Source organism: Kitasatospora sp. NPDC018058 (assembly GCF_044327205.1).
Taxonomy (GTDB): domain Bacteria; phylum Actinomycetota; class Actinomycetes; order Streptomycetales; family Streptomycetaceae; genus Kitasatospora.
The window spans coordinates 107,975-131,755 of the sequence record NZ_JBIRFA010000021.1; the positions used below are offsets into that span (position 1 = coordinate 107,975).

The following is a 23,781-nucleotide window of genomic DNA, read 5'->3' on the forward strand; positions in this document are numbered from 1 at the left end:
CGTTCCTGTGACACCCCGACATGCGACCGGTCGTCAGCTCGCCGACCGCACGAGCGCACCGAGGAGACGGCCTGTCCCCGACGCAGGCCCACCCGAGCACCAGCACCTCGACGCCGCCGGCCTCGACACGCCCGCCACCCGAAACCTGATCGAGCAACCGTCCAGCCGAACGGGTGAAATGGGCGACGGGTCCGCGCTGCGCGACCTCCTCGCCCACCAGGGCGTCCACGACCGCCTCGAACCCGGCCGGACGGCCGCGCTCGAACAGGCTCTCGCCGCCTGCGCACTGGGCTCCGCCGTCCTACCCGAGCCCGCTCGCGACCAACTGGAGGACGCCCTTGCCGGCGCCCGCATGGTGCCCGAAAAGTCCCCGTTCGACCCGGGCTCGCCCGGAGGTAATCCGCTTGAACGGCGCACTCGAACAGCACCATCATCGGACGCCGACGCCGCCCGTGGAACTTCCATGAACTCGGCTTCCGAGTAAGCCACTTGGTGATCGGAGTATCCCGTCCAGCATCCCGCGCGCCCGCGCACCGACCCGCGCCTGGAGGACCTATGACGAAGACCGACACCGACCGGCGGGCCGTTCCCGCCCGAGAGATCGAGGAGTCCGCCCGGTGATCGACTTCGACGTGCTGACCGACCTGGCCTTCAGCGAGGGCATCGAGCGGATCGGCGTCGGCGTGGTGGTCCGCGACCCCTCCGGCCGGGTCCTGATGATCCGCCGGGCACCGCACGACGTCCTGCCCGGCCGGTGGGAGTACCCGGGCGGTTATGACAAGGGTCTGCACATGTCTCAGCGTTTGCAGGAAGGGATGTTGTAGGTCCACGATCTTGGTTAGGTTCACTGCTCACCTCTTGTCTCAAGGAGAGCAGTGGACTACTTCTTCACATCGCGCGACCGAGTCCGACGCAGCTTCGAGCCGATCGCCGGCGTCGATCTCGACGCAGTTCGGTACGTCAGCGGCCCCCGGGCCCTGGCGGACGGGACACCGTTCTTCCTCGGCCCGGACATGCGGCCGCTGGAGCCGCACTCCTCCTTCTTCCACGAGATGGCCAAGACGCTCAAGGCGTCATCGCTGCAGGACTACGCGTACGACTTCCTTGCCCTCGATGACTTCCTGACCAGCCTGGACCCGCCGAGCGATGTCCTGGCGGCCACTGAGGACGACCTGCTCGCCTACCGCAGGTACTGCACGGAGCATCGGGACGAGCCGATGGCGCCGGCCACGTGGAAGCGCCACCGGGCGGTGATCAACAACTTCTACGACTGGGCTGTGGAGACGAAGCTGCTGACTGAGCGGCCGTACTTCCGCAAGGCCAATGGTCGGGACGTCCTGAGCTGGGGGTCGACGTCCGAGCTGGATATCCGTCACTTGACCTTCGACCAGTGGTCGTTCCTGGACAGGGTGGGACTGCGTGGTCTGCTGCCGGACGGGACGGTGGACCGGTCCTTTCGCAATGCCCATCCACTGCGTAACAGTGGGGGCGGTAACCTGGCCATCACCACCGGGTTGCGGCTGCGCGAGTTCCGAGCCCTGCTCGACGTCGAAGTCGGGGTGCCGCGGCGCGATGGTGCAGCGGGAGAGGTCGAGCTTCAGGCGATAGCCAAGTTCGGTCTGCCCCGGACCGTGGAGATCCAGGACCGGACGCTGCGTGAACTCGACTGGTATCGCAGGAGCGAGCGGGCCGTAGCGGTCCGCAAGGCGGCGAAGAACCTCGCGGGCCGCCGGGACGAGCTGTATGTCGTCGACGACATCGATCTGCGGCTGATGAAGGTCCGCGGTCGGCAGTTCGGCCAGCGTAAGACCTGGACGATCAAGGCCATGCCGGCGGAGGTGCGGCGGATCGCCGTAACCGAGGGCGACCATGGCCTGGAGCCGATGGCACTGTTCGTGGGTCGGAGCGGGCTGATGATCAGTGCCCAGCGGTGGGAGCAGATTTTCGGTGACGCCCACGCGCGCGCCCTGCGGATCATCGCCGAGTACGAGCTGCCGCTGGAGATGCCGCGCAGGGTCAGAATCCACGACACGCGGCACACCTTCGCCGTCTACATGCTGGAGCTGCTGACCGAACTGCAGCGGGCGAAGGACGCCGAGGAGTACGCCCGCAGTGGGCGGGTGGCACCGTACGCGGCTGACCACATCGCGCGCAACCCGTTCCTGACAGTCATGCGGCTGCTCGGTCACCGAAGTCCCGGTTCGACGATGCGGTACCTGACCTACAAGCGCTCGACGAACTTGCTGGTCACACAGGCTATCAGTCAGTGGAATGAACAGGACTCCACCTATGGGCAGTTGGCCAGCCAGCACGCCGGGCGGTGGAGCTGATGCCACGCCGAGGCGACCGACGTCCCCGCTCCAGCACCAACCCGCCTGTTGCTCAACCTGCCCCTGTGGCGCGCGTGGGTATTCGCGAGATCACCTTTGTCAGCCGCGGCCGGCCCAGCAATCGGCGTGTCGATCCGGCCGCCTTCGCCTGCCGGGCACTGGCGGCTGAACTCGCGGACGTGTGGATCGACTACCACCACAAAAACTCCTTGAAGACGCAAGGCTCCTACCCCAAGGCCGTCAAGTCCTTCGCGGCGTTCGTCTCCACCCACCTGCCGACGATCGGGCTGGACCCCGCCGAGATCCAGTTGGCCGACGAGCGGTTCGATGTGCCCGCGCTGATCTACGCCTGGGAACAGGACCAGCTCAGCCGATACCCCGAGCAGTCGGGGGAGCCCTGGGCACAATCCCGCGGTCTGCTCTCGCTCCTTGGCCACTGGGCGGCGCGGGCGCCTCGGGTCCCCGAACGGCTGCGCCGACGTATCGAGGCGCCACCTGGTATGCGTAAGGCGACCTACCAGGTGCTGGACGAGTTCAGCAACGCGGAACGCGCGGCACTGCAGAAGGCCGCGCAGAGCGACATCCGTGAGCTGGAGGCTCGGCTGGACCGCGGCCGAGAGCTTCTCGCTGCCGGGCTCGACCCGAACGGGGCCGGCTGGAGGGAGTTGCCGAACCTGGTGTGGGCCGCCCGGCACGGCCTGGCCAGGATCGACGTTCTGCGGCAGCACCTGCCTGCCCACACGAAGAGCTGGCCCAGACAGCTGCGGGACTTCCTTGCGGAGGTACCCGGTGACCTCGGTTTTTCCGGCCTGGTCCGGGCGCTGCACCGGATGCTGTTCCCCCAGGAGATCGACCTGCACCCCTTTCGGGTGTTGCTGTTGCTCGCGATGTCCGACTGCACGCCGGAGGAACTGCACGTGCTCCAGGTGCCCGATGTGGAGTTCAGCTCGGAGGGGGCCAGGCTCGTCCAGGCGAAGCACCGCGCCGAGCGGGTCCGCGCGGACTTCCACCTCACCGACCCATCAGTCACCTCTGCGGCCACCGAGGACATGGTCTTCGCGGGCCGGGGCCGATGGGACGTCCCCGGCCTGTTGCGGCGATTGATCCATGTCAACGCACTGACGCGGGAGACCTTTCGGTTCGAGCCGTGGCTGTTCACGGCGGTGGAGTACCGGCAGAGCCAGGGCATGGAACCCCGTCACGCTCCGTTGCGCGACCCAGGGCGCCGCTTCACCGACTGGATCGCCTCGCACACCGGCCCCGGAGCGTCGTTCCCGAACGGGATCTCTCTTCCGCACGATGCGCGGCGGCTGCGCAAGACCGTCAAGACGGCCCGGGTGGTGGCCCTGGGAGGCACGCTGGCCGACCTGGCCGGCGACGACCACAGCATCCGCGTCTTCCGCGACCACTACGCGCACGGCACCACCGCCCACGTCCTGGCCGGCAGAGCGATGAACCGTGCTCAGGCCAAGGTCTTCGCCAAGGTCACCCAGCAGCCGACTCTGATCCTGCCCGACGCACAGGCACAGCTCGGTGAGCCGGCGGTCGCCGCGGCCCTCGGAGTCACCCCGGAGCAGGGCGTCGAGCTGCGCGACGGCGAGCTCGACATGGGGGTCAGCAACTGCAAGGACCCGCACAATTCGCCGCACAGCGTGCCGGGCAAGCTCTGCCACGTCGCTCCGGCCATGTGCATGGCCTGCGGCAACGCGGTGGTCTTCGTCTCGCAGCTGCCACAGCAGCTCCTGCTGCACGATCACATCGAGCACATGCGTCAGGTCCTGACGCCGCCGACCTGGGAGGCCGTCTGGGGCCGCCAGTCCCGCGCCCTCGCTGAGGTGTTCGAGGAGTGTGCTGACCATCTTCCTGCCGCTCGGCAACTCATCGCGGAACGCGCGGTGACCTTGAACCTGCCGCTGGGCATGCGAACGGAGTACCACCGATGACCCTCCCCGTCCCCACCCTGGTGCTCCGGTCGGCGACCTTCGCCGACGACGAGCCGGTGTACGCCAACATGCCCGGCCGGCTCGCACACAAGGAAATGCCGGTCTTCGGCCGCGCCGACATGTGGCCCGGCGACTGCATCCGTCGGCCGGCGAACAAGGCGCCCGGAGCGTGGCTCTGCTCCTTTCCTGCTGACCCGCGATGGAACCTGCTGGCCAGAGAGACCTCCTTCGCCATGCTGAACCCCCAGCACCCCGCCCTGCAGGCCGCTGGCATCTTCCTTCCTCCGGGCACCTGGGGGCTGAGCACCACGAGGGCCTTCGGCTCCGCGCTAAACAAGCTGCGGCTCTGGGCCGACGAGCAGCAGATGCCAGCCGACTTCGGCCTGTGGCAGGTGGAGGACTGGCAAGGGTTCATCGCGGCCAGGGCGGAGATCACCGCCCCCGGGTCAGTGCGCCGCATGGTTGACGCAGTCCGCCACCTGATCGTCTTCTCGCCCGTCCTGACCGGGGTGCCAACGCTGGAGGACCCCTGGCCGGGCCAGTCGGCTTCCGCGGTCGCCCAGTGCCCCTGGACCGACGAACTGTCCACCGCGGCGATCGCGCCCGAGGTGTGGTGGCCCCTTCTACGGGCCGCCTGGGCCTACATCGACCGGTTCGCTCCCGAGATCCTCGCCCGCCATGACCACGCGACACAACCGAAGCGAGAACGTTGGATGCGAACCCAGGGGCAACTCGATGCCCTGCTGGAGGAATGGCTCGCCGCCCCCGGCTCTCGCGTCCCGATCAACGCGCACCTGGCGGGAACCCCTGACGAAGGCCGCCCCCTGTGGGCGACGCTGAGCCACGAGGTGTCGAAGAGCCCCAACCCGAGCCTCTTCGTTCCAAGGAGTGCTGCCGGGCGAGCACGCCGCCAACGGGTCGAGCTCTGGATCCAACAGACCAACCGGACCGTCTCCCAGAGCCCGCGCCAGCGCAAGGACCGTGCCGTCGAAGTGCGTCCCCCGCAGCGCCTCTCGCCAGCGGAGCAGGACGAGATCCTGCGTCGCTGGCTCGACGCCCCCGCCAACCTCATCCCGCTCCGATCCCCCGACACACAGACCGGTGAGCCCGCAGAGCCGGACTGGAACGAGGTGGCCAGGCTGGTGTACGAGGCGGAGTATTCCGATGCCCTGAGCCTCGGCGGCAGCCACCACCGGGCCGCCGCACGACGCGCCTGGATACGCCAGGTCGTGGCCTCAGCTCCCGAGCGCACACGCCCGGTGGACACCAGCCAGACCCCGCGGGTACTCAGAGCAGCCGGGTACATCTGGGTAGCCGCGTTGACCGCGATGCGCGACAGCGAGATCTTCGAAATCACCCGCGGAGCCGTCACCCAGTACTACGGCGCCCCCGCCGTCGCCTCCCGGCAAGTCAAGCACGACGATTCCCGCCCACGGTCCCACTGGTGGATCATCGAGGCCGTCGCCCAGGCGATCGCAGTCGCCGAGGCGCTGTCCCGCCACGACACCAGGGTCTTCGGCGCGATCAACCCCGCTTTGGGCGACGGCTTCAGGCCGATCCGGGACATTGAGGACTTCATCACCCTCGTCAACGCGAACCGACACCTCACCGGCCTGGACGAGATCCCCGCAGGGCTCGTACGGCCCCACATGTTCCGCAAGACGATGGCCGTGATCGCCGCCCAGGAGCCGGACGGAGAGATCGCTCTCGGCATCCAGCTCAAGCACGCAGCCCGCCGCGCCCTCGCCAACCGGACCACTCTCGCCTACGGAAAACCTGACGCCCGGTGGGCCAAGGAGTTCGACAACCAGTTGCAGACCGTCGCCGCCAAGAAGCTGGCCACCTTGCTCCAGGCCCGCCGCGCCGGCCAGACCATCGCGGTCGGTCCTGGCGCCGCGCGCTTCCATGCCGGACTGGACCGCGTGAACAAGGCCGTCGAGCAGAGCATCAGCCTGCGAGCACAGATCGCCGACGAGCGCCTGGAGATCACCCTGCTGCGCGAGGAGTTCGCCGACCTCCATCTCGGCACGATCAACCACTGCCTGTGGAACGCGCCCACCGCGGAGTGCCAGAACCAGCTCCCGCCCGACCAACGCGGCACGACCCCACTCCTGGGAGCCTGCCAGCCCGCACGCTGCAGAAACTCCGTCCTCACCATCGCCCACGAGCGCGTCTGGCGCATGGAGGAAGCCGACCTCGTGGAGTTCCTGAAGAAGAAGCTGTCCCGGCCGCTGCGCGAGCAGGCGGAGAACCGGCTGTCCGAAATCCGCTCCACGAACGTCCAGTTCGCCAAGATGAAGGAGTCCGTCTGATGCCGGTGTCCGCCACCACCGAGACGAAGCTGCGCGAGGCCATGGCCCGCCTCCTGGCCGGACAGCCCACCAACAGCGACGGCACCCTGACCAAGGAGAACCTCGCCCGCGAAGCTGGCGTCAGCCACGCCACCGTCCACCGCGCCGAGGCCGTCCTTGCCGACTGGGACGCCCAGGTCACCGCACCCGTGCTCCGCACCCCCGGCGAGGTCAAGCGCGATGAGACGATCGCCGAGCTGAAGAAGCGACTGCGTGAAGAGACCGCTCGGGCCGGCGCACTCCAAGCCAAGCTCGACGCGCTCGCCACCGTGACGGCCAACCTCTACCATGAGAACCTCTCCCTCAAGGGGCAGTTGACCAAGCAGCGCACCGCGAAGGTCGCGCCCCTGCCCACGAGTGGGCCCTGGCGAGAATGACGCCCCGGCCAAGGGCTGGCCCTACGTGTCAGAGGCGACGTGTAGGGTCCCGGCCGTGACGTACGGACTGACGCGCTTGCTGCGAACAGAAGACGACTGGTCGAACCTGCTGTGCTTCCTCGCCGAGCTGGATCCTGAGCCGCTCCGGTCTGCGTTGCTCCTGGCCCCGGGCACGCTCAACGTCTGGCGAGAGGCCCGGGTGAAGGCAGGCAGAGGGGCCTCTGCGGGCCGGGCCGACTTCGTCGTTTTGCTGGACGACATCGAGCGATCGGTGATGGAGGTGAAGCTCGGTGCTGGCGCTCACGGCGATCAGTTTGCGGCGTACGACGCCTGGGCGGACGCGAAGGGCTTCCCGCTATCGGCCCGCTACCTGGTGGGCCCGAACGCCGATCCCATTCCGAACGAGCCGACCCACTGGTCCCGTCGGCTTACAGTCCCCGGTCTCCTCTCCGGCTGGAGCCGCTCGACTGACGACCTCGCCCGACTCCTGTCCGTCCGAGCGCTCCAGCAGTTCACACAACTGGAGGCAGAGGCAACGGGCCCCGCGAACGAGGCCTCGATCGCGCTGAGCGACGCATTGCGTCTGCGGCGACTGGCGAGCCTGACGCAGGCTACTGCCCCGCCCGGCACGATCTTCGAGCCGAAGCAGCGATCTCAGACCGGAGCCGCGAACATCTGCGCCTGGCGAGAGACGGCGGACGGCTACGTTGTCGCCGAAATCCAACGCCTGAACCCGAGGCGTCCGAACGGCGGCACTGACACTCCCTTCGAGATCCGCATCATGGTTGGGGTCTCGGGGGGAACGGCTGAGACCGACGGAGAACTTGCGGACCAACATCGAGACTGGCTCGCCCGCTGCAGCTTCGTGCAGCACGCGGGCTCGCCCGTCCAAGAGATGGTGGTGGCACCGGAAGGCCACGGATTCAAGACCGAAAAGTGGAACGGGAAAGGCCACCCGGAGTACTACGGATACAGCGGAGGTGGGCAGGGAAGCTCCGTGGTGCTCCAGAGCACAGTCGATTTGAAAGAAATGGTGACCGCCTTCTCCGCCGCGCTCCAGTATCTGACCACCTACTCGGAGCAGTAGACCAGGCCGAAGCGCACCGAAACCCCGGCGCCATCGCCACGCAAGTCACAACAGCACCTGCAAGGCTGGAATGGCATGCCCTCCTCGATCCCCAACAGCGATGCGGCCGCCGACATGCGTCGGGCGGGTAGCGCCGAGTCCTGGGAGCCCTGCCCAGGACGGGCCCGCGAACCCTGGATGTGCCGTCACATCCCGTGGAAAGATAGCCGCTCGACCGAGTCGGTCGGCTGCGAGAACGAGGCTCCGGGTGGCTGGTTGGTGCATCGATAACGCCTCCGCTCGGGGCGCGGGCCCCCTCCAGTCTCGTCGCGAGCTGGGAGTTCTCGCGCACGGAGGCGGAGGTGAAGGCGATGGCGCTGGCCTGGGGCGAGTGGACTCAAACAGTGGGAAGTTGGTTGGGGCGAGGCGGGCCGTTCACGCCGTGATCTCGGAGGGGTGCTCGGGGGACGAACCGATGCGGGGGTCGGGCTGGACGAGGAGGGTCGGTAGACCACTGGCGGTGCGTTCGGCCCACTGGTAGTCGAGGTGGTGGAGATATCGTCGATCCAGGACGCCGGGGCGTCGGCGTCCTGGCGGAGACGGAGTCGCGTTTCTACGCGTGGCCGTCGAGGCGGGTGGTGGTGATCGGCAGCCAAGGCAACTTGATGTGCTCGAAGGCGGGCAGGCCGACGAGCGGGGCAATGACGTGGGCGGCGTCCGCCCCCGGCCGGTGCAGTACATCGGCCACACGAGCCTGGTGCCGAGGCAGCTGTTGATCACCGGGCCGTGGTCGGGGGCTGCTCGCGCTGCAGCAGACACGCACCGCATCCGACCCGAGCGCTTCGTCTGCGTCACGAAGGGCCCGGCAACCGAAGGTTGCCGGGCCCTGTTGATCGGTGAGGGTCAGCCGCAGGGGGTATCGGGGGCGAAGAGGGTGAGTGGTGTGCCTCCCACGGCGATCACGGTGAAGCCGCTCTCCGTGTCGGACATGGGCTCTTCGGCTTGGTCACCCACTCACCATCCGCTCACCACCCTGGATTTGGGGGCGCTGTAGAGTCCGCGGGAGTTCGTGCTGAGGAAGCGGTGCAGTTCGCGGGGATGGAACCCGGGAAGGAACTCGCCGGCGCGGTAGATGCGGTAAGTACCGCCGCGGCTTGGCGCAATATGCTGATCGGTCAGCCATTGTTGCTGGGGCTCGCAGCCGGGCTTGAAGCGCACCAGGATACTTCCCGCGCGCCCATCATGGGTATCCAGGCGCAGTTGGATGTCGTCGATGACGGCCCAGGGCAGCATGAAGGTGGTCCGCCGTACCAGCGGCCTTCGAGTGATGGTCAGGCCGGTGGAGTCGGCGGAGATAACGTCAGGTTCGAAGCTGGGGCCCGCGATGGCACCGGCCACGGCCAACACGACCATCAGGATGATAACGAGGAGGCCCGCCCCCAGCATGCCGTTCCCCCACGGGGAGCTCACGTCGCCCGTCCCGAGGCTGTTGCCGCCCCCCAGGGCGAAGGTGCCAAGGCTCACGACCGGCTTGGGATAGCGGGCGAAGCCGATGATGAAGCCGAAGACAAAGCCGACGGGCACGGCGCACCCAGCACCTAGGCAGGCCGTCATGAATCTCTGCCTGGCGGGCAACATGGTGATCGAGCGGGCTTCGTCGGGCTTGGCGGGTGGTGGGACGGATATCTCGCGCTCAAGGGTGGGCGCCGCGTCACTGCCGTTCAGTTGGTCAAGGGCCTGCGTGGCAGTGGGCCGCTTGGCCGGGTCGTCCCGTAAGAGCGCGGCGAGCAGTGGGGCGAGAGCACCTGCTCGGCGGGGTGGGCGGATGCGTGCGGTGTTGGCTTCGTACGGGGCAACGCCCTCCACCGCCTCGTAGAGGGTTACACCCAAGGCGTAGAGGTCGGAACGGGAGTCGCCGGGCGCGCCCCGCATCACCTCGGGGGCGATGTAGCCGACAGTGCCGATCACCATCCCGGAGCCGGTGAGCTTCGTCTCGCGGTGGTCGATGGCGATGCCGAAGTCGGCCAGCAGGATGCTCCCGTCGTCCGCGAGCAGCACATTCGCGGGTTTGACGTCGCGGTGGATGATGCCTTCGGCGTGGGCGGCGGCCAGGGCCTGGACCATGGCCCGTGCGAGGCCGGCGACATAGGCGGGGTCGAGCGGGCCATGGCGGTTGAGCTCCTGGGCGAGGGAGCGGCCGGAGACCAACTGCATGACGATCCACGGGCCCTGCGCGGACTCGAGTACGTCGTGGATGGCTACCACGTGTGGCACCCCACGCAGCCGGGCGGCGTGCCGGGCCTCGCGCAGGGCCCGTACTGCCATCTGGTGGCGCAGGTCCTCGGGCAGGTTGTCGGGCAGCCGCACCTCCTTGAGCGCGACCTCAACGCCGAGTGAGCCGTCGATCGCCCGCCATACGTTTCCGAACCCGCCCGAACCGATTCGCTCCAGCAAGCGATAGCGCCCAGCGACGAGCTCACCCGATCGGTTCGTCATGCCAAGACCCCTTCTGCACGGCGTAGCTTCACGGCCGCTGGTACGACGTGGCCGCGGGTTTCCCCGGTTCCTACCCCGCTACGCCCACGAAATTACGGTGCCGCTCACGGTTGTGTCACCAGCCGCCACAATGGGCGAAGGGGCTGCTCGGCCCGCCACGGTGCTATCGGTCGCCCGCTGGTCGCGGGGTTTCCGTGTCATCGGCCGCGAAGCAACGGACATCGCTGACCGGCAGGGATGCGGCCACCCGGGTCGGGGCGAGCTGACGGGGGTGGGGGCGGTAGCTTGGTAGCAGATGAGCTGACGGCCGAGTTCTTCCTGAACAGCGCGACTTCGCTGACCCCTGAGTGAAGGTCACCGTGGTGACCGTGCCCCAGAGACTCACCTGTCTCATGCATCCCAGGGGTCCGTTCGCCGAACGGTCACCGAACGATTCCGCAAACCTCTCCTTTCGGACACCCCTGGATGACCTGTGGCTTTGGGGTTCAGAAGCAGGTACTGACGTATCTCACGTGCGGTGAGCCTCACGCTTCCTCCCGCTGCCGGTCCGTCTCGGCGCATGACTGGTTTCGCTGGATCTCGGATCACGAAGGGGCAAAATCTTCGATGCCGATTGAGACAGCAGGGTGGGCCTTGCCGGACCAGGAGGCACAGGGTCAACCACACTGTTCACTGAGACAGCCGAAGGCCTGAGACATGCGAACTGTTCATAACGCCGGCGGTCGCGAGGACGGCGAACCCGTACCGGCCGGCGCGGCACGCGAGCTGGCCGAGGAGACCGGGCTCACCGGCCTGCCACTGGAGTACGCGCGGAGCCTGGACTTCACCAACCAGCGCGGCCTGCGGGTGCGGCAGTTCGTCTTCACCGCCGTCGTGCCGGACGGCACGCCGATCGTCCTCTCACCGGACCACGATGGCCATCAGTGGGCGACTGCCGACCAGTTGCCGCCGACGAGCGACGGTCAGCGCACGGTGATCGAATGGCTCACCGGCCGCCTGGCCCTCCCCGGCTGGCGCCCGGTCGGTGGGTACGTCACCACCATCGCCCGGCCCAGCTCTTACGGGTGCTTCCTGGTCACCGACCCCCAGGGACGCGTCCTCGGAATGCGCTCCGCCATCAACCCAGGTGTGTGGAACCTCCCCGGCGGCAACGTCGAGCACGGCGAAACCCCGTTCGCCGCCGCCCTGCGCGAGGCCCAGGAGGAACTGGGCCTCGACCTCGCCGCAGAGAACCCCGAGGTCATCGCCCGGCGGCGCCTGGTCGCCGTCATCCACGAGCAGGCCGGCACCGAGTACCCCCTCCCCGTCTGCGGATACGTCTTCGACGGCGGCGTCCTCACCGCCGAACAGCAGGCCCGGATCCGCCTCGATCCGGCCGAGCACACCGAGTTCCGGTTCGATACGGCCCACGACTGGCGCTCCCGGATGACCCCCGCCCACTACCAGCGGCTCCGGCAGGTGCTGCGCGCCCACCGCTCCGGTGTCCCGCTCTACCTGGAGCGCCCCACCCGGGACGGCGACGACTTCGAGGGCGTCCTGGTCTTCGTCACCGACCGCGCGGGTCGACTGCTGATGCACCTGCGCGAAGACCGGCCGGACATGGCCTGGCCCGGCTACTGGACTCCGATCGGCGGCTGGCGCGAGGCCGACGAGAGCGCCCGGGAGAGCGCGGTGCGCGAGGTCCGCGAGGAGGCCGGCATCGAGATCACCGGGCTGCGGACCCTCCCCGACCCGCACCACGACCTCGGCCTCCCGCTCACCCGCGTCCTACATGCCGTCTGGGACGGCCCCGACGGCGACCTGCGCCTCGGTGACGAGGGCCTGGCCGTGCGCATGGTCCCCCTCGATGAGGTGCTCGACCTCAAGGTCCCGCCCTACCTGCACCACTACCTGCCGCTACTCGCCGCGGCGGCCGACCAGTCCACCGGGAGGACCTCGTGACCCAGCTCGACCACACCGGCCGCCCGGCCGGCACGACACCCCGCACGCCCGGAACGGACCCGCTGACCCTGATCGTCGGCGTCCACCTCGTCCTGGCCGACGACGGCACCGTGCTGCTCGGGCGGCGCCGCAACACCCGCTACGCCGCCGGCCTCTGGCACCTCCCGGCCGGGCACATGGAGCGGGGCGAGCCCGTCACCCGCTCCATGACGCGCGAGGCGGAGGAGGAACTGGGCATCACCCTCGTCGAGGACGACCTCGAACTCGTCCACACGCTGCACCACCTCGACGCCGACGACGGGCGCGGCCGTCTCCAACTCTTCTTCCGCGCCGTCGCCGATGCCTACGCCGGCACCACTCCGGTTCTGGGCTGCTCCTGCGGGATCTGGGGCTGCTGGCCCCTGCTCACGGTCATCACCACCACGGCGGAGACCGTCACCTGGTCCTCCTTCCGGCAGCCCTTCCGCGAGGAGTGGGGCGAGCTTCCCATGGGCCCGTACGTCATCGCCCGCTCCGCCTACGCGGCCGCGGTCACCGAACCGGTCCACCTCGTCGAGGATCCACTGGGGCTGCACGGGGAGACGACGCCGTGAGGAGAAGCCGCCAGAACTCAGCCCCGTCGTCCCGCTCCTGGCCGTCGGAGTACTCGCCGTGGCGCTCGGTGACCTGTCGACCAATCACCCGGGAAGGCGCGCCGTCCCGGGCCGATCGACGGGTACTGCGCGCTCCTCCGACTGCATCGAGGCTGTGTGTGGGGGCCACGCATGCACGGCCCGAAGGCTTGCCCGGATGCGCTCGACGTCGGGTGTACCGAGCCTCTGGGCGATTGTGAGCGCCTGACGCAGGTGTGCCTCACCCTCCCGGGTGTTCCCCTCCCGGCGGAGGCTGTCCCCGATGCCTTCGAGCGCGTGTGTCTCCTGCAGCGGGTACGTGATGGCCCGGGCGATCTCGAGTGCCTTCGTGTGGTGGGTGCGGGCTACCCTCCAGCGGCCGGTCTGGGACAGGAGCTTGCCCAGCAGGTTGAGGGACTCCGCCTCACTGCCCGAGTCCTGGATCTCCCGGCACATGCTCAGGGACAGCCCCAGGCTCTCGGCCGCGGCCTCGTACTCGCCCAGCGAAAGCTGAGCATCGCCCAGATGGGCGAGGGCACGGGCCTCACCGAGCGCGAAGCCCTGCTCCCGGAAGTTGCGCACGGCTTCCCGGAGGGTGGTCGCAGCCGCCTCGTGCTGTCCGGTCCGCTGCTCGACGCACCCCAGGTAGGCAAGGCTGATCACCTCTCCCCGCCGGTCGCCGCCCGCGCTGTACATCTCGCGGGCGGCGCGGATGTTCTCGACGGCGTCCGCGTAGCGACCGGTGTCCCTCCGGAGCAGAACCAGGAAGTTGAGGGTGTTGGCCTGACCCTGGCGGCTGCCGATGGCGCGGTGCAGTTCCAGGGCTTTCAGATGGCTCGACTCCGCCGCCTCGAAGTCGCCGGTGAGGCGCTCGGCGTTGCCGTGGCCGCTGAGCGCATTGGCCTGGCCGAGACGGTTGCCCAGAACGCTGTAGAGCTCCAGCGCCTCCCGGTGGTTGGCGACGGCCACCTCGAACGGGCCGGTCAACTCCCTGATCATGCCCAGGCAATAGAGCGCGTTGGCCTCGCCGAGACGGTTGCCCAGCGCGCGGCACAACTCCAAGCTGGACTGAAGGTGCTCTCCGACCTCCGTCCAGCGGCCGGACAGCATGAGCACATGGCCCAGGCTGATGAGGGTGTTGGCCTCGCCGAGGCGGTCACCCAGTTCCCGGTAGCTGACCAGAGCCTCCTGGTGGCACTCGACGGCCTCGGTCAAGTGCCCGGCGAGATGCCGGGTGTGGCCGATGCTGGTCAGCGCGTTGGCCCGGCCGTGCCGATCGCCCAGCTCGTCGTACAGGTCCACGGCTCGAAGCAGGTCTTTCGCCGAGGGTTCCAGCTGCCCTGAGAGCTGCCAGATGATGCCTCGGTTGGTGAGGGCGTCGGCCTGGCCCTGCCGGTCGCCGGTGCGCAGCGCGGTGTCGAAGGCGATCTGGTGCAGTGAACGGGCCTGCTGCCAGTGGCCCTGACTGCGCAGACCTTCGTGCATCGCCGCGGGCAGCCGGACGGCGTGGGCGGAGCGACCGTGGGCGGCGGCGAACTCCACGGCTGCTTGCAGATTGGCCCGTTCGGCCTTCAGCCAGGTGTTGGCCAGGGCGACGGTGGACAGGTCGGGCACGGTGATCGGCGTCGCCGGGCCGGCGGTGGGAACGGGGGCGGGAACGGGGGTGTGGCGGGCAAGGGGCCGGTTGGCCGCGGTTGCGGCGGCCAGGTAGTAGTCCAGCAGCCGGTCCATGGCGGCTTCGTTGGCGGTCGGCTCGTTGGCGTCGGCCAGCGCGCGGGCGTGCTCGCGGATCAGGTCGTGCATCCGGTAGCGGCCCCGCACCGGCTCGTCGATCAGGTGGTGGTCTTCGAGTACCTCCAGCAGCCGGCGGGCCGTGGGAAGGTCGGTGTCGTCCAGCGCGGCGGCGGTGTACGCGTCGAAGTCGTTGCCCGGGTGCAGGCCGAGCCGCTGGAAGAGCCGCTGCAGGTCGGAAGAGAGGTGCCGGTAGGAGAGGTCGAAGGCGGCGGCGGCCGAAGTGCTTTCGGCATGGAGGGTGGCCAGGCGGCCGGCGGCGGCGGTCAGGTCCGAGATCAGGTCGGCGACCGACCAGGACGGATGGTGGCGCAGGCGAGCCGCCGTGAGCTGGATGGCCAGCGGCAGGTACCCGCACAGGCGTACCGTCTCGACGACCGACGGGTCTTCGGGGAGCAGACCGGCTCGACCGGCCTTGGCCGTGAAGAGCCGGGCGGCATCCTGCGGGGGCAGGACGTTCAACGTGATGGGCACGGTGTCTTCAAGGTCCACCAACCTGCGACGGCTCGTGACGATCACCAGGGTTCCTGAGGTCCCGGGGAGCAAGGGCTTCAGCTGCTCACTGCTGCGGGCGTCGTCGAACAGCACCAGCATCCTCTTGCCGGCCACCTGAGTGCGCCAGAGGCCGACCCGGGCTGACAGATCGGAGGGGATCTGCTGTGGCGTCACCCCGGTCGCCAGCAGGAGCGTGGCCAGGGCGTCGGTCGGCTCGATGGCCGGTGTGCCCGGAGTGTGGGCGTGCAGCGGCATGAAGATCTGGCCGTCGGGGAAGTCGGCGGCCAGGCGGTGGGCGCAATGGACGGCGAAGGCGCTCTTGCCGACACCGGGCATGCCGTCGACGGCGTGGATCCCCACGACTCCGCCCGTCGCGGCGCCGGCCCGGCACGTCGCGAGGACCAGATCGATTTCCTCGCGGCGCCCGATGAAGGAGGAGATGTCCCGCGGCAAGGAGGCGCTCACTACGGAGGCCGTCCCGGACGGCGCGTCCCGGGTGGGCCGGGGCGTGGGCACGGAGAGGCCGCCGGAAGGGCTTCCGGAGGGGCCACCGGAAGGGCTGCCGGAGGTTCCACCGGAACTGAGGATCTCCTGGTGCACGTCCTGGGTCGCCCGGCTCGGATCGATGCCGAGTTCGTCGACGAGAGCGTTGCGCAGGGCTCGGTAGACCTCCAGGGCCTCTGCGGCGCGGTCGGTGCGGTGGAGTGCGACCATCAGCTGCCGGTGGAACGCCTCCCGGAAGGGGTGTTCCGCGGTCAGGGCCGCGAGATCGGCGCTGATTCCCTGATGCCGGCCGAGGTTCAGCTGGGCGTCGAAGTGCCATTCCAGGGCCTGCAGCCTGGCTTCACGCCAGTGTTCGCGCGGCGCCCGCGCCTCATCGAGGTCAGCCAGTTCGGCCAGGGGTTCTCCCTGCCACAGTTCCAGCGCCGCGGCCGTTTCACGGCGGACGGCGTCCCAGTCCTGGTCCATGAACGCGGCCTGGGCCCGGGCCAAACGGTGTTTGAAGACCTGGCAGTCCAGCTCGCCGTCGGCGACCTTGAGCAGGTAGCCCAGCGGCGTCACCGACAGCCGCTGGCCCGTGTCGTCGGACAGCGCGCGGCGAAGTCGTGCCACCAGGTTGTGCACGGCGGCAGCGCCCGAGGTCGGTGGGTTCTCACTCCACAACACGTCCTGGAGCCGATCCGTCGCGATCGGCCGGTTCGCGTGCAGGAGCAGCACAGCCAGCAGTGCGCGCAGCTTCGGACCGCTGAGGGTGAGTTTCTCGGATCCGTCGTGAACGCTCAGTCGGCCGAGAACGCTGAACTGCATCCCTCAATCCCCCTACCGGGCCGGGCAGCCCGTCCCCAAAGCCGATCTTCGCTGCATGTTAGCTCCATGACAGGCGCGCCGACCATGATCCTCTCTGCGGGGTGGCACGCCTGGTCCGACTGCGCCCGGAGGAGCCGGGGCCCAACTCGTTCGAGGGGCGTCTCCGCTGGAACTCGGATAGCGGTAGAGAGGGTTGAGGTGTCCGACATTCGCCTGCGCCAGAGGGCCGTGGCATCGTCCCGCAACGGGAACATCGAGATCGTGATGCGGAGGCACGGCATCCTGGTCCAGGACACTCCCGAGGCCCGGAATACCGACGGGCCGACTCCGCGGGGGTGGAGCAGCCCCCGGGAAGCGGCGGAAGCCGGCCGAGTGCCGGACACGGGATGGAACGCGACACCGCCACGTAGCCGATACCCCGGGAGCAGTTCCTGCGCGGTTGGGGCCGGCCGCTGCCCGATCCGTGCGGCGGCCGGTTGGTAACGGAGGCGGCTCGACACGACGCTCACGAAGGGTGATGGCTCGGGCGTTGTGGGGCTGGAGGGTGACTACCGGAGCCATCGGTCGAGGGAGTCGGCCCGGACGTAGCCGATGTGGTTGTCGTAGGCAGGTGGATCGATCTCCTTGAGCTCGTCCGCGAGCACGCTCGGTTCGGCCGCTCACAGGACTTCGACAGCGCTGCGGACCGCCGCGCCGCCCGCCGACCGCTGCGGTGGCGGGCGGCGCGAGGACGGTGACGCCCCTGCTGCCGGGTTGCTGGAACGAGTTGCGCAGGCGCGTGGCGACGTCCTTGGACAGGCCTGATTCAGTCTGGGCGGAACGGTCCTCAACGCCGAGATGCCGGGCCGCAGTCGAGTCGTGGGGGGGTAGCCGCCGGCCGGCCGGCGGCTACCCCCGCGTCTGGACGAGTCGGGTGTCGCCGACAGGCCGGTCAGGGCCGCCGCAGCCCCTGGAGGAGCAGTTCGACCAAGCGCCTGGGGTCGTAGCGGGAGTCGGTGTCGCGTCCGATGCAGAGGTTGCCGATGCCGCGCATCAGCTCGTAGGGCTGCGTACCGGGCCTGATCTCGCCGGCGTCGACCGCGGCATCGAGCAGCTGGGCGCAGACGGGCAGCAGGCGGTCGAGGAAGTAGGTGTGCAGCGCGGCGAAGCGGTCGCTGTCGGACTGCAGGGCGTCGGCGAGTCCGTGCTTGGTGACCAGGAAGTCGACGAAGAGGTCGATCCACCGGCGCAGCGCGTCGAACGGGGAGTCGACGTCGGCCAGCAGGTTCGGGCCGGCCTCGGCGCACGCCTCGATCTGGTGCTGGTAGACGGCGGTGACGAGATCCGCCCGGGTCGGGAAGTGGCGGTAGATCGTGGCCATCCCGACGCCCGCCCTGGCCGCGATCTGCCGGATCGGGGCGTCGACGCCGGAGGTGACGAACACTTCGGCGGCGGCGGCGAGCACCGTCCGCCGGTTGCGTTGGGCGTCGGCCCGCTTGCCGGGGGTCGACGGCTCCCCGGCGGGGCCCTCGGCGGGGTTCACGTTCTCCTTCGACACCTATTGCTCCTTCGACGCCGCTTGACAAAACGGAGCGCTGATCCGGATATTAAGTGGAGCAGCGTTCCGCTTCAGCTTAGCCGAACCGGCCGCCGCAGATCGCCCTGTCCGCCGCCGGTCACAGGAGCCCGACGACCGGCCGCGTGAGACCGGCGAACGACCGGTCGCACAAGGCCGGTGAACGGCCGGTCGCACAAGGCCGGCGAACGGCCGGCGCCTCCGAAAGGGAACCCACATCGTGAGCACATCCACCGTCACCACCGCCGACACCTTGGGCACGCCCGTCCCGGTCCTCTCCTTCAGCCCGCTCGTCCTCCCCGCTCCCGGACGACCCGTGGACCTCCGGATCCGCGTCTCCGCACCCGTGACCGGAAGCGGCCTCCCCGTCCTCCTCCTCTCCCACGGCCACGGCCCCTCCAACAACCTCTCCTCACTGAACGGCTACGCGCCGCTCGTCGACTTCTGGGCAGCCCACGGATTCGTGGTCATCCAGCCCACCCACCTCACCTCCAGGACCCTCACCCACCTGGTCGCCGACGCCCCTGGAGCCCCCTACTTCTGGCGCTCCCGCGCCGAGGACATGACGCACATCCTCGACCGGCTCGACGCGATCGAGAACGCCGTGCCCCAGCTCGCCGGGCGGATCGACCACACCAAGGTCGCCCTGGCCGGACACTCACTCGGCGGCTTCACCGCGAGCCTGCTGCTCGGCGCCCGGCTCACCGACCCCGGGACCGGGGAACGAGCGCACCTCGCCGACGACCGGATCAAGGCGGGCGTCCTCCTCGCCGCGCCCGGCAGGGGCGACGTCCAGAACGGCCCCATGGCCGAACAGTGGCCCATCCTGCGGGGCATCGACTTCTCCACCATGGCCACCCCCGCACTGGTCGTCACCGGCGACAAGGACGACCCCCGGCACTTCACGGACATGGGTCCGGACTGGCACGCCGATCCCTACACCCTCGCCCCCGGCCGCAAGACCCTGCTCACCCTGTTCGACGCGGAGCACGGACTCGGCGGAATCGCCGGATACGACGCCGCCGAAACCACGGACGAGAACCCCGAACGGGTCGCCGCCCTCGCCCGCCTCACCGCCGCCTACCTGCGCACCGAACTCCACCCCGGCGACCGCGCCTGGCAGACCGCGTGCGAGGCACTGACGGCCGGCGCCGACCCGATCGGACGGGTCGAGTCCAAGTAGCCCGCCCGCAGGCCTCAGCCACCGGACGGTCCGAGCCGTCGTCACCGGCGTCCGACGGCACCTCACCGCCGCCCGGCTCCACCCGTACGGCGAAGGGCGGTCCCGACCCTCGGGACCGCCCAGGCGGGCGACGCCGCCACCGACGAGAGCGAGCAACACCACCACGGAGATCCCCCGTCATCGCCCCGTCGACCGGCGCCGGTCCGTGAACCATCCGGTCGTCGGCGAGCTCCCGGCGCCGACGGCTGGACACCGCGGGCCTGATCCCCCGCCCCCCGGCGGGGGATCAGGGGCAGTGGTAGGCGAAGGAGGTGGCTGCGGTTCGGGGGGCGGGCGAGAGGATCTCCAGGGTGGCGGTGGCCTGGAGTGAGCCATGGCCTTCGAAGGTCCAGCGCAGGACCAGGTCGGTGTGGTGGGCGCCGGCAGGCAGGTCCTGGACGATCTCGGCGGACGTGGTGCCGTCGCTGCGCAGCCAGCGGTAGCGGAGGGTGCCGCTGCCGCCGTTGGTTTCCACGGCGGCGGTGATCACGGCGGTGCCGGCGCAGCCGGGGCCGGCCGGGTCGGTGGTCACGTCGGCGGCGGTGACGGCGAGGGCCGGCGTGTGCAGGCGCCAGAACAGGAGCGCCAGGATCGCCAGGAGCACGGCCGCCGGTACCAGCCACCGCTGGATCCGGCGGGGCCGTCGTGACTGCGGCGCCTCCGGTGCCGTCTCGCCGCGCCATGCGGCGGCGGCCTGCGGCGGGACGCCGGGGCCGAAGCGGCGCAACTCCCCCGAGGCGAGCGGCTGTTCGTCCGGCGTGGCATCGACGGGGGTCGTGCCGGACGCGGACGTGGCGCCGAGCCGCACCGTGGCGGCGGCGTCCGCGTCCGCCCCGGGTGACGGCGGGGTGGGGCGCGGCGCGCTGCCCCAGACCCGGGGGTCGAGGAAGGTCGCGCTCTCCGCCTCGTGGCCGTCGAGGCGAACCGTGGCCTCGGGATCCGGTGCGCCGCGGTCCAGCCGGACGGTCCGGGCCTCCCCCGCCGAACCGGGCTCCAGACGGAGCTGTTCGCCGTCGCCCGTGCCCGGACCGAGCCGGACGGTCTGGTCTGCGCCCGGGGCGGGGGCGGAGTCGGGACGGGGCGTGGGCATGGCTTCTCCAGGACGATGGACGGGTGACGGACCGGCAGGCGCGGCAGGGTCAGCGGGGCGGGTTGCAGAGGAAGGCGTTCATCTCGGCCGACGTCCGGCCCGGCTGTGCCGCCGCCGGGGTGGTGCCGATGCGCACCCCCCAGGTCGGGAAGGTGTCGGCCGATCCGAAGTCGTGGGTGCGGGTGATGGTGGCGCGGCCGTTCTGGACCGCCACCGTGTCGGTGGCGACGGTGACCGCGCGTCCGCCCGAGCTGTGGTACCAGCTCAGCGTCAGGGTTCCGGTGGCGGCGCCCTGGGCGGCCACCGTGACCGTGGCGGTCAGACTCCAGCGGCCGCCGCAGACCAGGGAGTCCAGGTTCACCGTGCTGACCGTGATGGTGGCGGGGGCGACGGTCGGGCTCGGCGTGGAGGGGCTGGCCACGGGGCTCGGCCCGGCCTGGGTGGGGGCGGGGGCGGCGGGCGGCGCCGACGGCGCTCCGGCGGGGCCGGGCGGTGCGGGGGCCGGGCCGGTGGCGGGGACGGCGGAAGGCGCGCCCGGTGCCGGGGCCGTCTTGCCGGTCGGCGCGGCCGAGGCGCTGCCGCTCGGGGTGCCCGGGGTGGTCGGCGCGGTGGCCGTCGGGTCCGCCGAGGCGGACGGTGTCGGGCCTGGGCTGTCGGCGCTGCTCGGCGTCGGCGAGGGGCCAGCCTGGTCGTGCGCGGCGAGGCTGGTGGTCGCCTCCGGGGAGGCGCCGCCGACGACCGTACGGGCACCGCCGTCGGCGGCCCCGGCCATCGCCACGCCGGCCAGCGTGGCCAGGGTGACGGCGCCGGCCGCGACGCCGACGAGCGCCTTGCCGCGGGTGCCCAGGCGCGCACCACGGCGGGTCAGGGTCCGCTGGGCGGTGGCCGGGAGGGTGTCGGCGGCCGGGACGGCGCTGATCTCGGTGCCGGAGAAGCCGGAGAAGCCGTCGGCGCCGCCCAGAGCGGTGTGGGCCAGCGAGGTGCCGCCGGTGGCCCCGCCCTGGGCGCCGGGCAGCAGCAACGCGAGCAGGGCGACCAGGGCCGTCAGATCACGGCGCCCCTTCTCCTCCCACTGCGGCCCGTAGCCGGCCGCCGCGACCGCCTCCAGTTCCTCGACGAACGCGGCCGCGCCGTCGGGCCGGGCCTGCGGGTCCTTGGCCAGGCCCGCCAGGATCAGCGGCCGGACCGGGTCGGGGGCCAGCTCGGCCGGGATCGGGGCCTCGGTGTGCTGGACGGCGAGTTCGGCGATGGTGGTGCCCGCGTAGGGGCGGGCGCCGGTGAGGCACTCGAAGAACGTGACGGTGGCGGCGTAGACGTCACCTGCCGGGGACGCGGGCCGGCCGGCCCACTGCTCGGGCGGCATGTAGGCGGGGGTGCCGGAGACGTCGCGGTCGTCGCCGCTGGCCACCGCGATGCCGAAGTCGACCAGCTTCGACGTGGCGGTCGTGTCGACCAGCACATTGGCGGGCTTGTAGTCGCGGTGCACCACGCCGGCCGCGTGGGCGGCGGCCAGACCCAGCAGCGAGCCCTTCAGCACCACCAGGGCGGCCTCCGCGGTGGTGGCGCCCTCCGCGCGGAGCAACTCACGCAGCGCGATCCCGTCCACCAGCTCCATCACGATGGCCGAGCCCCGCTCCCCCTCCACGTACTCGTAGAGCCGGGTGACGTGCGGGGAGTCGATCCTGGCGAGGACCTGCGCCTCCGCGCGCAGCGCGGGCGTTCCGGCGGAGGCGCGCAGGTACTTGATCGCCACCGGGGTGCCGGTCTCCCGGTGGCGAGCCAGGACGACCCGGCCGCTCGCACCGGCGCCGAGTTCCCGCTCGTGGAGGTAGTCCGGGAGCTCCCAGGGGTGTTCGCCCCCGGGCGCCGGGGCACCGCCCGCGGCGGGTGCCGTGTCGTCCCCGCCCGGTATGCCGTCCCGGGCCGGTCTGTCGCCCTCGGTCTGTCTGTCGTCCATCGCCTTGCGCTCTTCCCGTCACTGCCTGCTCGGCTTCGCGGCGACGCACCTTACGGCACCGCGGCCGCCGGCTGGGACGCAGCCCGTGAACAGCGGGTCGCGGGCCCGCCGGTCCGGGAGGTCACGATTCGGGTGATTCGCACAGCGTCCCAACCATTCGGCTTCGTCTCAGCTCCCGCGACGGCGGTGCGGGCTCAGGAGAGCATGGTGATCCGGCCCTGCATGATCCGGTGGTTCACGCTCCGGATGTGGGTCGGTCGAGGCCCTTCCCGGAAGGTCCGTCGTGGTTCAGGCCGCCCCGCCGGCCACCAGGCCGTCCAGCTCGTCCCGGTCGACGCTGAGCGTCACCCCTCCGTACGTCTCGTTGGCACTGCCCCGGTACTGGTGGATGCGGTGGCCGGCCCACAGGTCGTCGGGCAGCCCGGCCTGCCCGCTGGTCGTGGGGCGCCGGTCCCAGCGGGCGTACCAGATCGCGTCGGGCATCGGGGCGCGGCCGGCCTGGGCGGCGGCGACGATGTCCGCGATGCCGGAGTCCATGCTGGAGTAGAAGCCCGACCGGTACCCGGCCGCCCGCAGCGCCCGGGTCCAGCCGACGGTGAAGTCGACCACCGCCTGGCTGCACACCGCGTCGCCCGTCGGGTAGGCCTCCATGTCGAGGTACACCGGGCTGCCCGGACCCAGCCCGAGCGCCTGCAGCGCCGCCGCCGCCGCCCCCGCCTCCTGCCCGCCCTGCTCCTCGGCCCGGGCCGGGTCGATCCGCAGCGGCTTGTCCGGGCGCTCGGCGCAGGGCGCCTGGAGACCGACGTGGGTGGGCACCAGCTGCCACCCCATCGCCCGGACCGCGGCGACCCACTGCGGCGTCAGCCGGGGCTGCTGGCAGCCGCGTTGGCTGCCACTGCTGTAGATGTTCACCGCACCGTACGGCGAGGCGGTGCTCCAGACGGACAGGGCCTCCTCCGACGGGGCCGAGCAGGCGTCGAACCCGACCCCGGTGAACCGGTACTCCGGCAGCGGGTCCGCGGAACCGGCGGGCGGCGCGGCGAGGGGCGCGGGACGGACGGGTGAAGGTGCGGCCGCCCGTACGGCGGCCGGCTCCCACCTGTCGGGCGCGTGCCCGTGGACGGCACTGGGGAACATGACGAGCGAAGCCGCCAGGAGGGCGGTCGGAGGCAGAAGGCGCATCCCTCCGTCCTAGCCGTCCACCGCGCGCCTCCCGTGCCATCGTGGCGACGCGTCGCAGCCGTTCAC

16 protein-coding genes are annotated in these 23,781 nt (G+C 70.6%); 9 read left to right on the forward strand and 7 right to left on the reverse strand.

From position 1 onward, the window contains the following. Window positions 1–617: 617 nt before the first annotated feature. The 6 genes from ACH4E7_RS27880 to ACH4E7_RS27905 all read left to right on the forward strand — a co-directional run bounded on the left by ACH4E7_RS27880 (window position 618) and on the right by ACH4E7_RS27905 (window position 8,088). Window positions 618–824, forward strand: a complete 207-nt coding sequence (locus ACH4E7_RS27880; RefSeq protein ID WP_396251800.1) for an NUDIX hydrolase — start codon at window positions 618–620, stop codon at window positions 822–824. A 51-nt stretch (window positions 825–875) separates the two neighbouring features. Then, complete coding sequence (locus tag ACH4E7_RS27885) at window positions 876–2,330, forward strand: site-specific integrase (protein WP_396251801.1); 1,455 nt, start codon at window positions 876–878, stop codon at window positions 2,328–2,330. Window positions 2,331–2,539: 209 nt separating this feature from the next. Next, complete coding sequence (locus ACH4E7_RS27890; RefSeq protein WP_396251802.1) at window positions 2,540–4,273, forward strand: hypothetical protein; 1,734 nt, start codon at window positions 2,540–2,542, stop codon at window positions 4,271–4,273. Then, window positions 4,270–6,585, forward strand: coding sequence for a hypothetical protein (locus ACH4E7_RS27895; RefSeq protein ID WP_396251803.1), 2,316 nt, complete (start codon window positions 4,270–4,272; stop codon window positions 6,583–6,585). The genes ACH4E7_RS27890 and ACH4E7_RS27895 overlap by 4 nt, the downstream gene beginning before the upstream one ends. Then, the gene (locus tag ACH4E7_RS27900) at window positions 6,585–7,001 is read left to right on the forward strand and encodes a hypothetical protein (protein ID WP_396251804.1); all 417 of its coding nucleotides are present in this window, start codon (window positions 6,585–6,587) and stop codon (window positions 6,999–7,001) included. The genes ACH4E7_RS27895 and ACH4E7_RS27900 overlap by 1 nt, the downstream gene beginning before the upstream one ends. A gap of 55 nt (window positions 7,002–7,056) precedes the next feature. After that, on the forward strand, window positions 7,057–8,088 hold the full coding sequence (locus ACH4E7_RS27905) for a hypothetical protein (protein ID WP_396251805.1): 1,032 nt from the start codon (window positions 7,057–7,059) through the stop codon (window positions 8,086–8,088). A 592-nt stretch (window positions 8,089–8,680) separates the two neighbouring features. Here ACH4E7_RS27905 and ACH4E7_RS27910 read toward each other — a convergent pair. Both ACH4E7_RS27910 and ACH4E7_RS27915 read right to left on the reverse strand, forming a co-directional pair. Beyond that, window positions 8,681–8,815, reverse strand: a complete 135-nt coding sequence (locus tag ACH4E7_RS27910) for a hypothetical protein (protein ID WP_396251806.1) — start codon at window positions 8,813–8,815, stop codon at window positions 8,681–8,683. 266 nt (window positions 8,816–9,081) lie between these two features. Continuing rightward, entirely contained in the window at window positions 9,082–10,563 is a 1,482-nt protein-coding gene (locus ACH4E7_RS27915) for a serine/threonine-protein kinase (protein WP_396251807.1), read from the reverse strand. Window positions 10,564–11,259: 696 nt separating this feature from the next. Here ACH4E7_RS27915 and ACH4E7_RS27920 point away from each other — a divergent pair. Continuing rightward, window positions 11,260–12,504 carry an NUDIX hydrolase gene (locus tag ACH4E7_RS27920; RefSeq protein WP_396251808.1) on the forward strand — a complete coding sequence of 415 codons (1,245 nt, stop codon included), beginning with the start codon at window positions 11,260–11,262 and terminating at the stop codon, window positions 12,502–12,504. After that, window positions 12,501–13,097, forward strand: coding sequence for an NUDIX domain-containing protein (locus ACH4E7_RS27925; protein ID WP_396251809.1), 597 nt, complete (start codon window positions 12,501–12,503; stop codon window positions 13,095–13,097). Before ACH4E7_RS27920 ends, ACH4E7_RS27925 begins: the two co-directional genes overlap by 4 nt. A gap of 84 nt (window positions 13,098–13,181) precedes the next feature. On the opposite strand, the gene ACH4E7_RS27930 is transcribed toward ACH4E7_RS27925, so the two are convergent. After that, the gene (locus ACH4E7_RS27930) at window positions 13,182–16,709 is read right to left on the reverse strand and encodes a tetratricopeptide repeat protein (protein WP_396251810.1); all 3,528 of its coding nucleotides are present in this window, start codon (window positions 16,707–16,709) and stop codon (window positions 13,182–13,184) included. Window positions 16,710–17,640: 931 nt separating this feature from the next. Then, window positions 17,641–18,231, reverse strand: coding sequence for a TetR/AcrR family transcriptional regulator (locus ACH4E7_RS27935; RefSeq protein ID WP_396251838.1), 591 nt, complete (start codon window positions 18,229–18,231; stop codon window positions 17,641–17,643). A 253-nt stretch (window positions 18,232–18,484) separates the two neighbouring features. Between ACH4E7_RS27935 and ACH4E7_RS27940 the strand changes: the two genes are divergently transcribed. Further along, entirely contained in the window at window positions 18,485–19,447 is a 963-nt protein-coding gene (locus ACH4E7_RS27940; RefSeq protein ID WP_396251811.1) for an alpha/beta hydrolase family protein, read from the forward strand. Between the two features lie 286 nt (window positions 19,448–19,733). Here ACH4E7_RS27940 and ACH4E7_RS27945 read toward each other — a convergent pair whose 3' ends face one another. The 3 genes from ACH4E7_RS27945 to ACH4E7_RS27955 all read right to left on the reverse strand — a co-directional run bounded on the left by ACH4E7_RS27945 (window position 19,734) and on the right by ACH4E7_RS27955 (window position 23,715). Then, complete coding sequence (locus ACH4E7_RS27945; RefSeq protein ID WP_396251812.1) at window positions 19,734–20,576, reverse strand: hypothetical protein; 843 nt, start codon at window positions 20,574–20,576, stop codon at window positions 19,734–19,736. Window positions 20,577–20,625: 49 nt separating this feature from the next. Continuing rightward, the gene (locus ACH4E7_RS27950) at window positions 20,626–22,533 is read right to left on the reverse strand and encodes a protein kinase (RefSeq protein WP_396251813.1); all 1,908 of its coding nucleotides are present in this window, start codon (window positions 22,531–22,533) and stop codon (window positions 20,626–20,628) included. 288 nt (window positions 22,534–22,821) lie between these two features. Then, the gene (locus tag ACH4E7_RS27955; protein ID WP_396251814.1) at window positions 22,822–23,715 is read right to left on the reverse strand and encodes a DUF1906 domain-containing protein; all 894 of its coding nucleotides are present in this window, start codon (window positions 23,713–23,715) and stop codon (window positions 22,822–22,824) included. Between the last annotated feature and the right edge of the window lie 66 nt (window positions 23,716–23,781).

What these genes read in the sequence shown, in the direction of transcription:
- ACH4E7_RS27895 (WP_396251803.1), top strand. Translation starts at nt 4,270, where the DNA reads ATGACCCTCCCCGTCCCCACCCTGGTGCTCCGGTCGGCGACCTTCGCC.
- ACH4E7_RS27900 (WP_396251804.1), top strand. Translation starts at nt 6,585, where the DNA reads ATGCCGGTGTCCGCCACCACCGAGACGAAGCTGCGCGAGGCCATGGCC.
- ACH4E7_RS27915 (WP_396251807.1), bottom strand. Translation starts at nt 10,563, where the DNA reads ATGACGAACCGATCGGGTGAGCTCGTCGCTGGGCGCTATCGCTTGCTG.
- ACH4E7_RS27920 (WP_396251808.1), top strand. Translation starts at nt 11,260, where the DNA reads ATGCGAACTGTTCATAACGCCGGCGGTCGCGAGGACGGCGAACCCGTA.
- ACH4E7_RS27930 (WP_396251810.1), bottom strand. Translation starts at nt 16,709, where the DNA reads ATGCAGTTCAGCGTTCTCGGCCGACTGAGCGTTCACGACGGATCCGAG.
- ACH4E7_RS27945 (WP_396251812.1), bottom strand. Translation starts at nt 20,576, where the DNA reads ATGCCCACGCCCCGTCCCGACTCCGCCCCCGCCCCGGGCGCAGACCAG.
- ACH4E7_RS27950 (WP_396251813.1), bottom strand. Translation starts at nt 22,533, where the DNA reads ATGGACGACAGACAGACCGAGGGCGACAGACCGGCCCGGGACGGCATA.
- ACH4E7_RS27955 (WP_396251814.1), bottom strand. Translation starts at nt 23,715, where the DNA reads ATGCGCCTTCTGCCTCCGACCGCCCTCCTGGCGGCTTCGCTCGTCATG.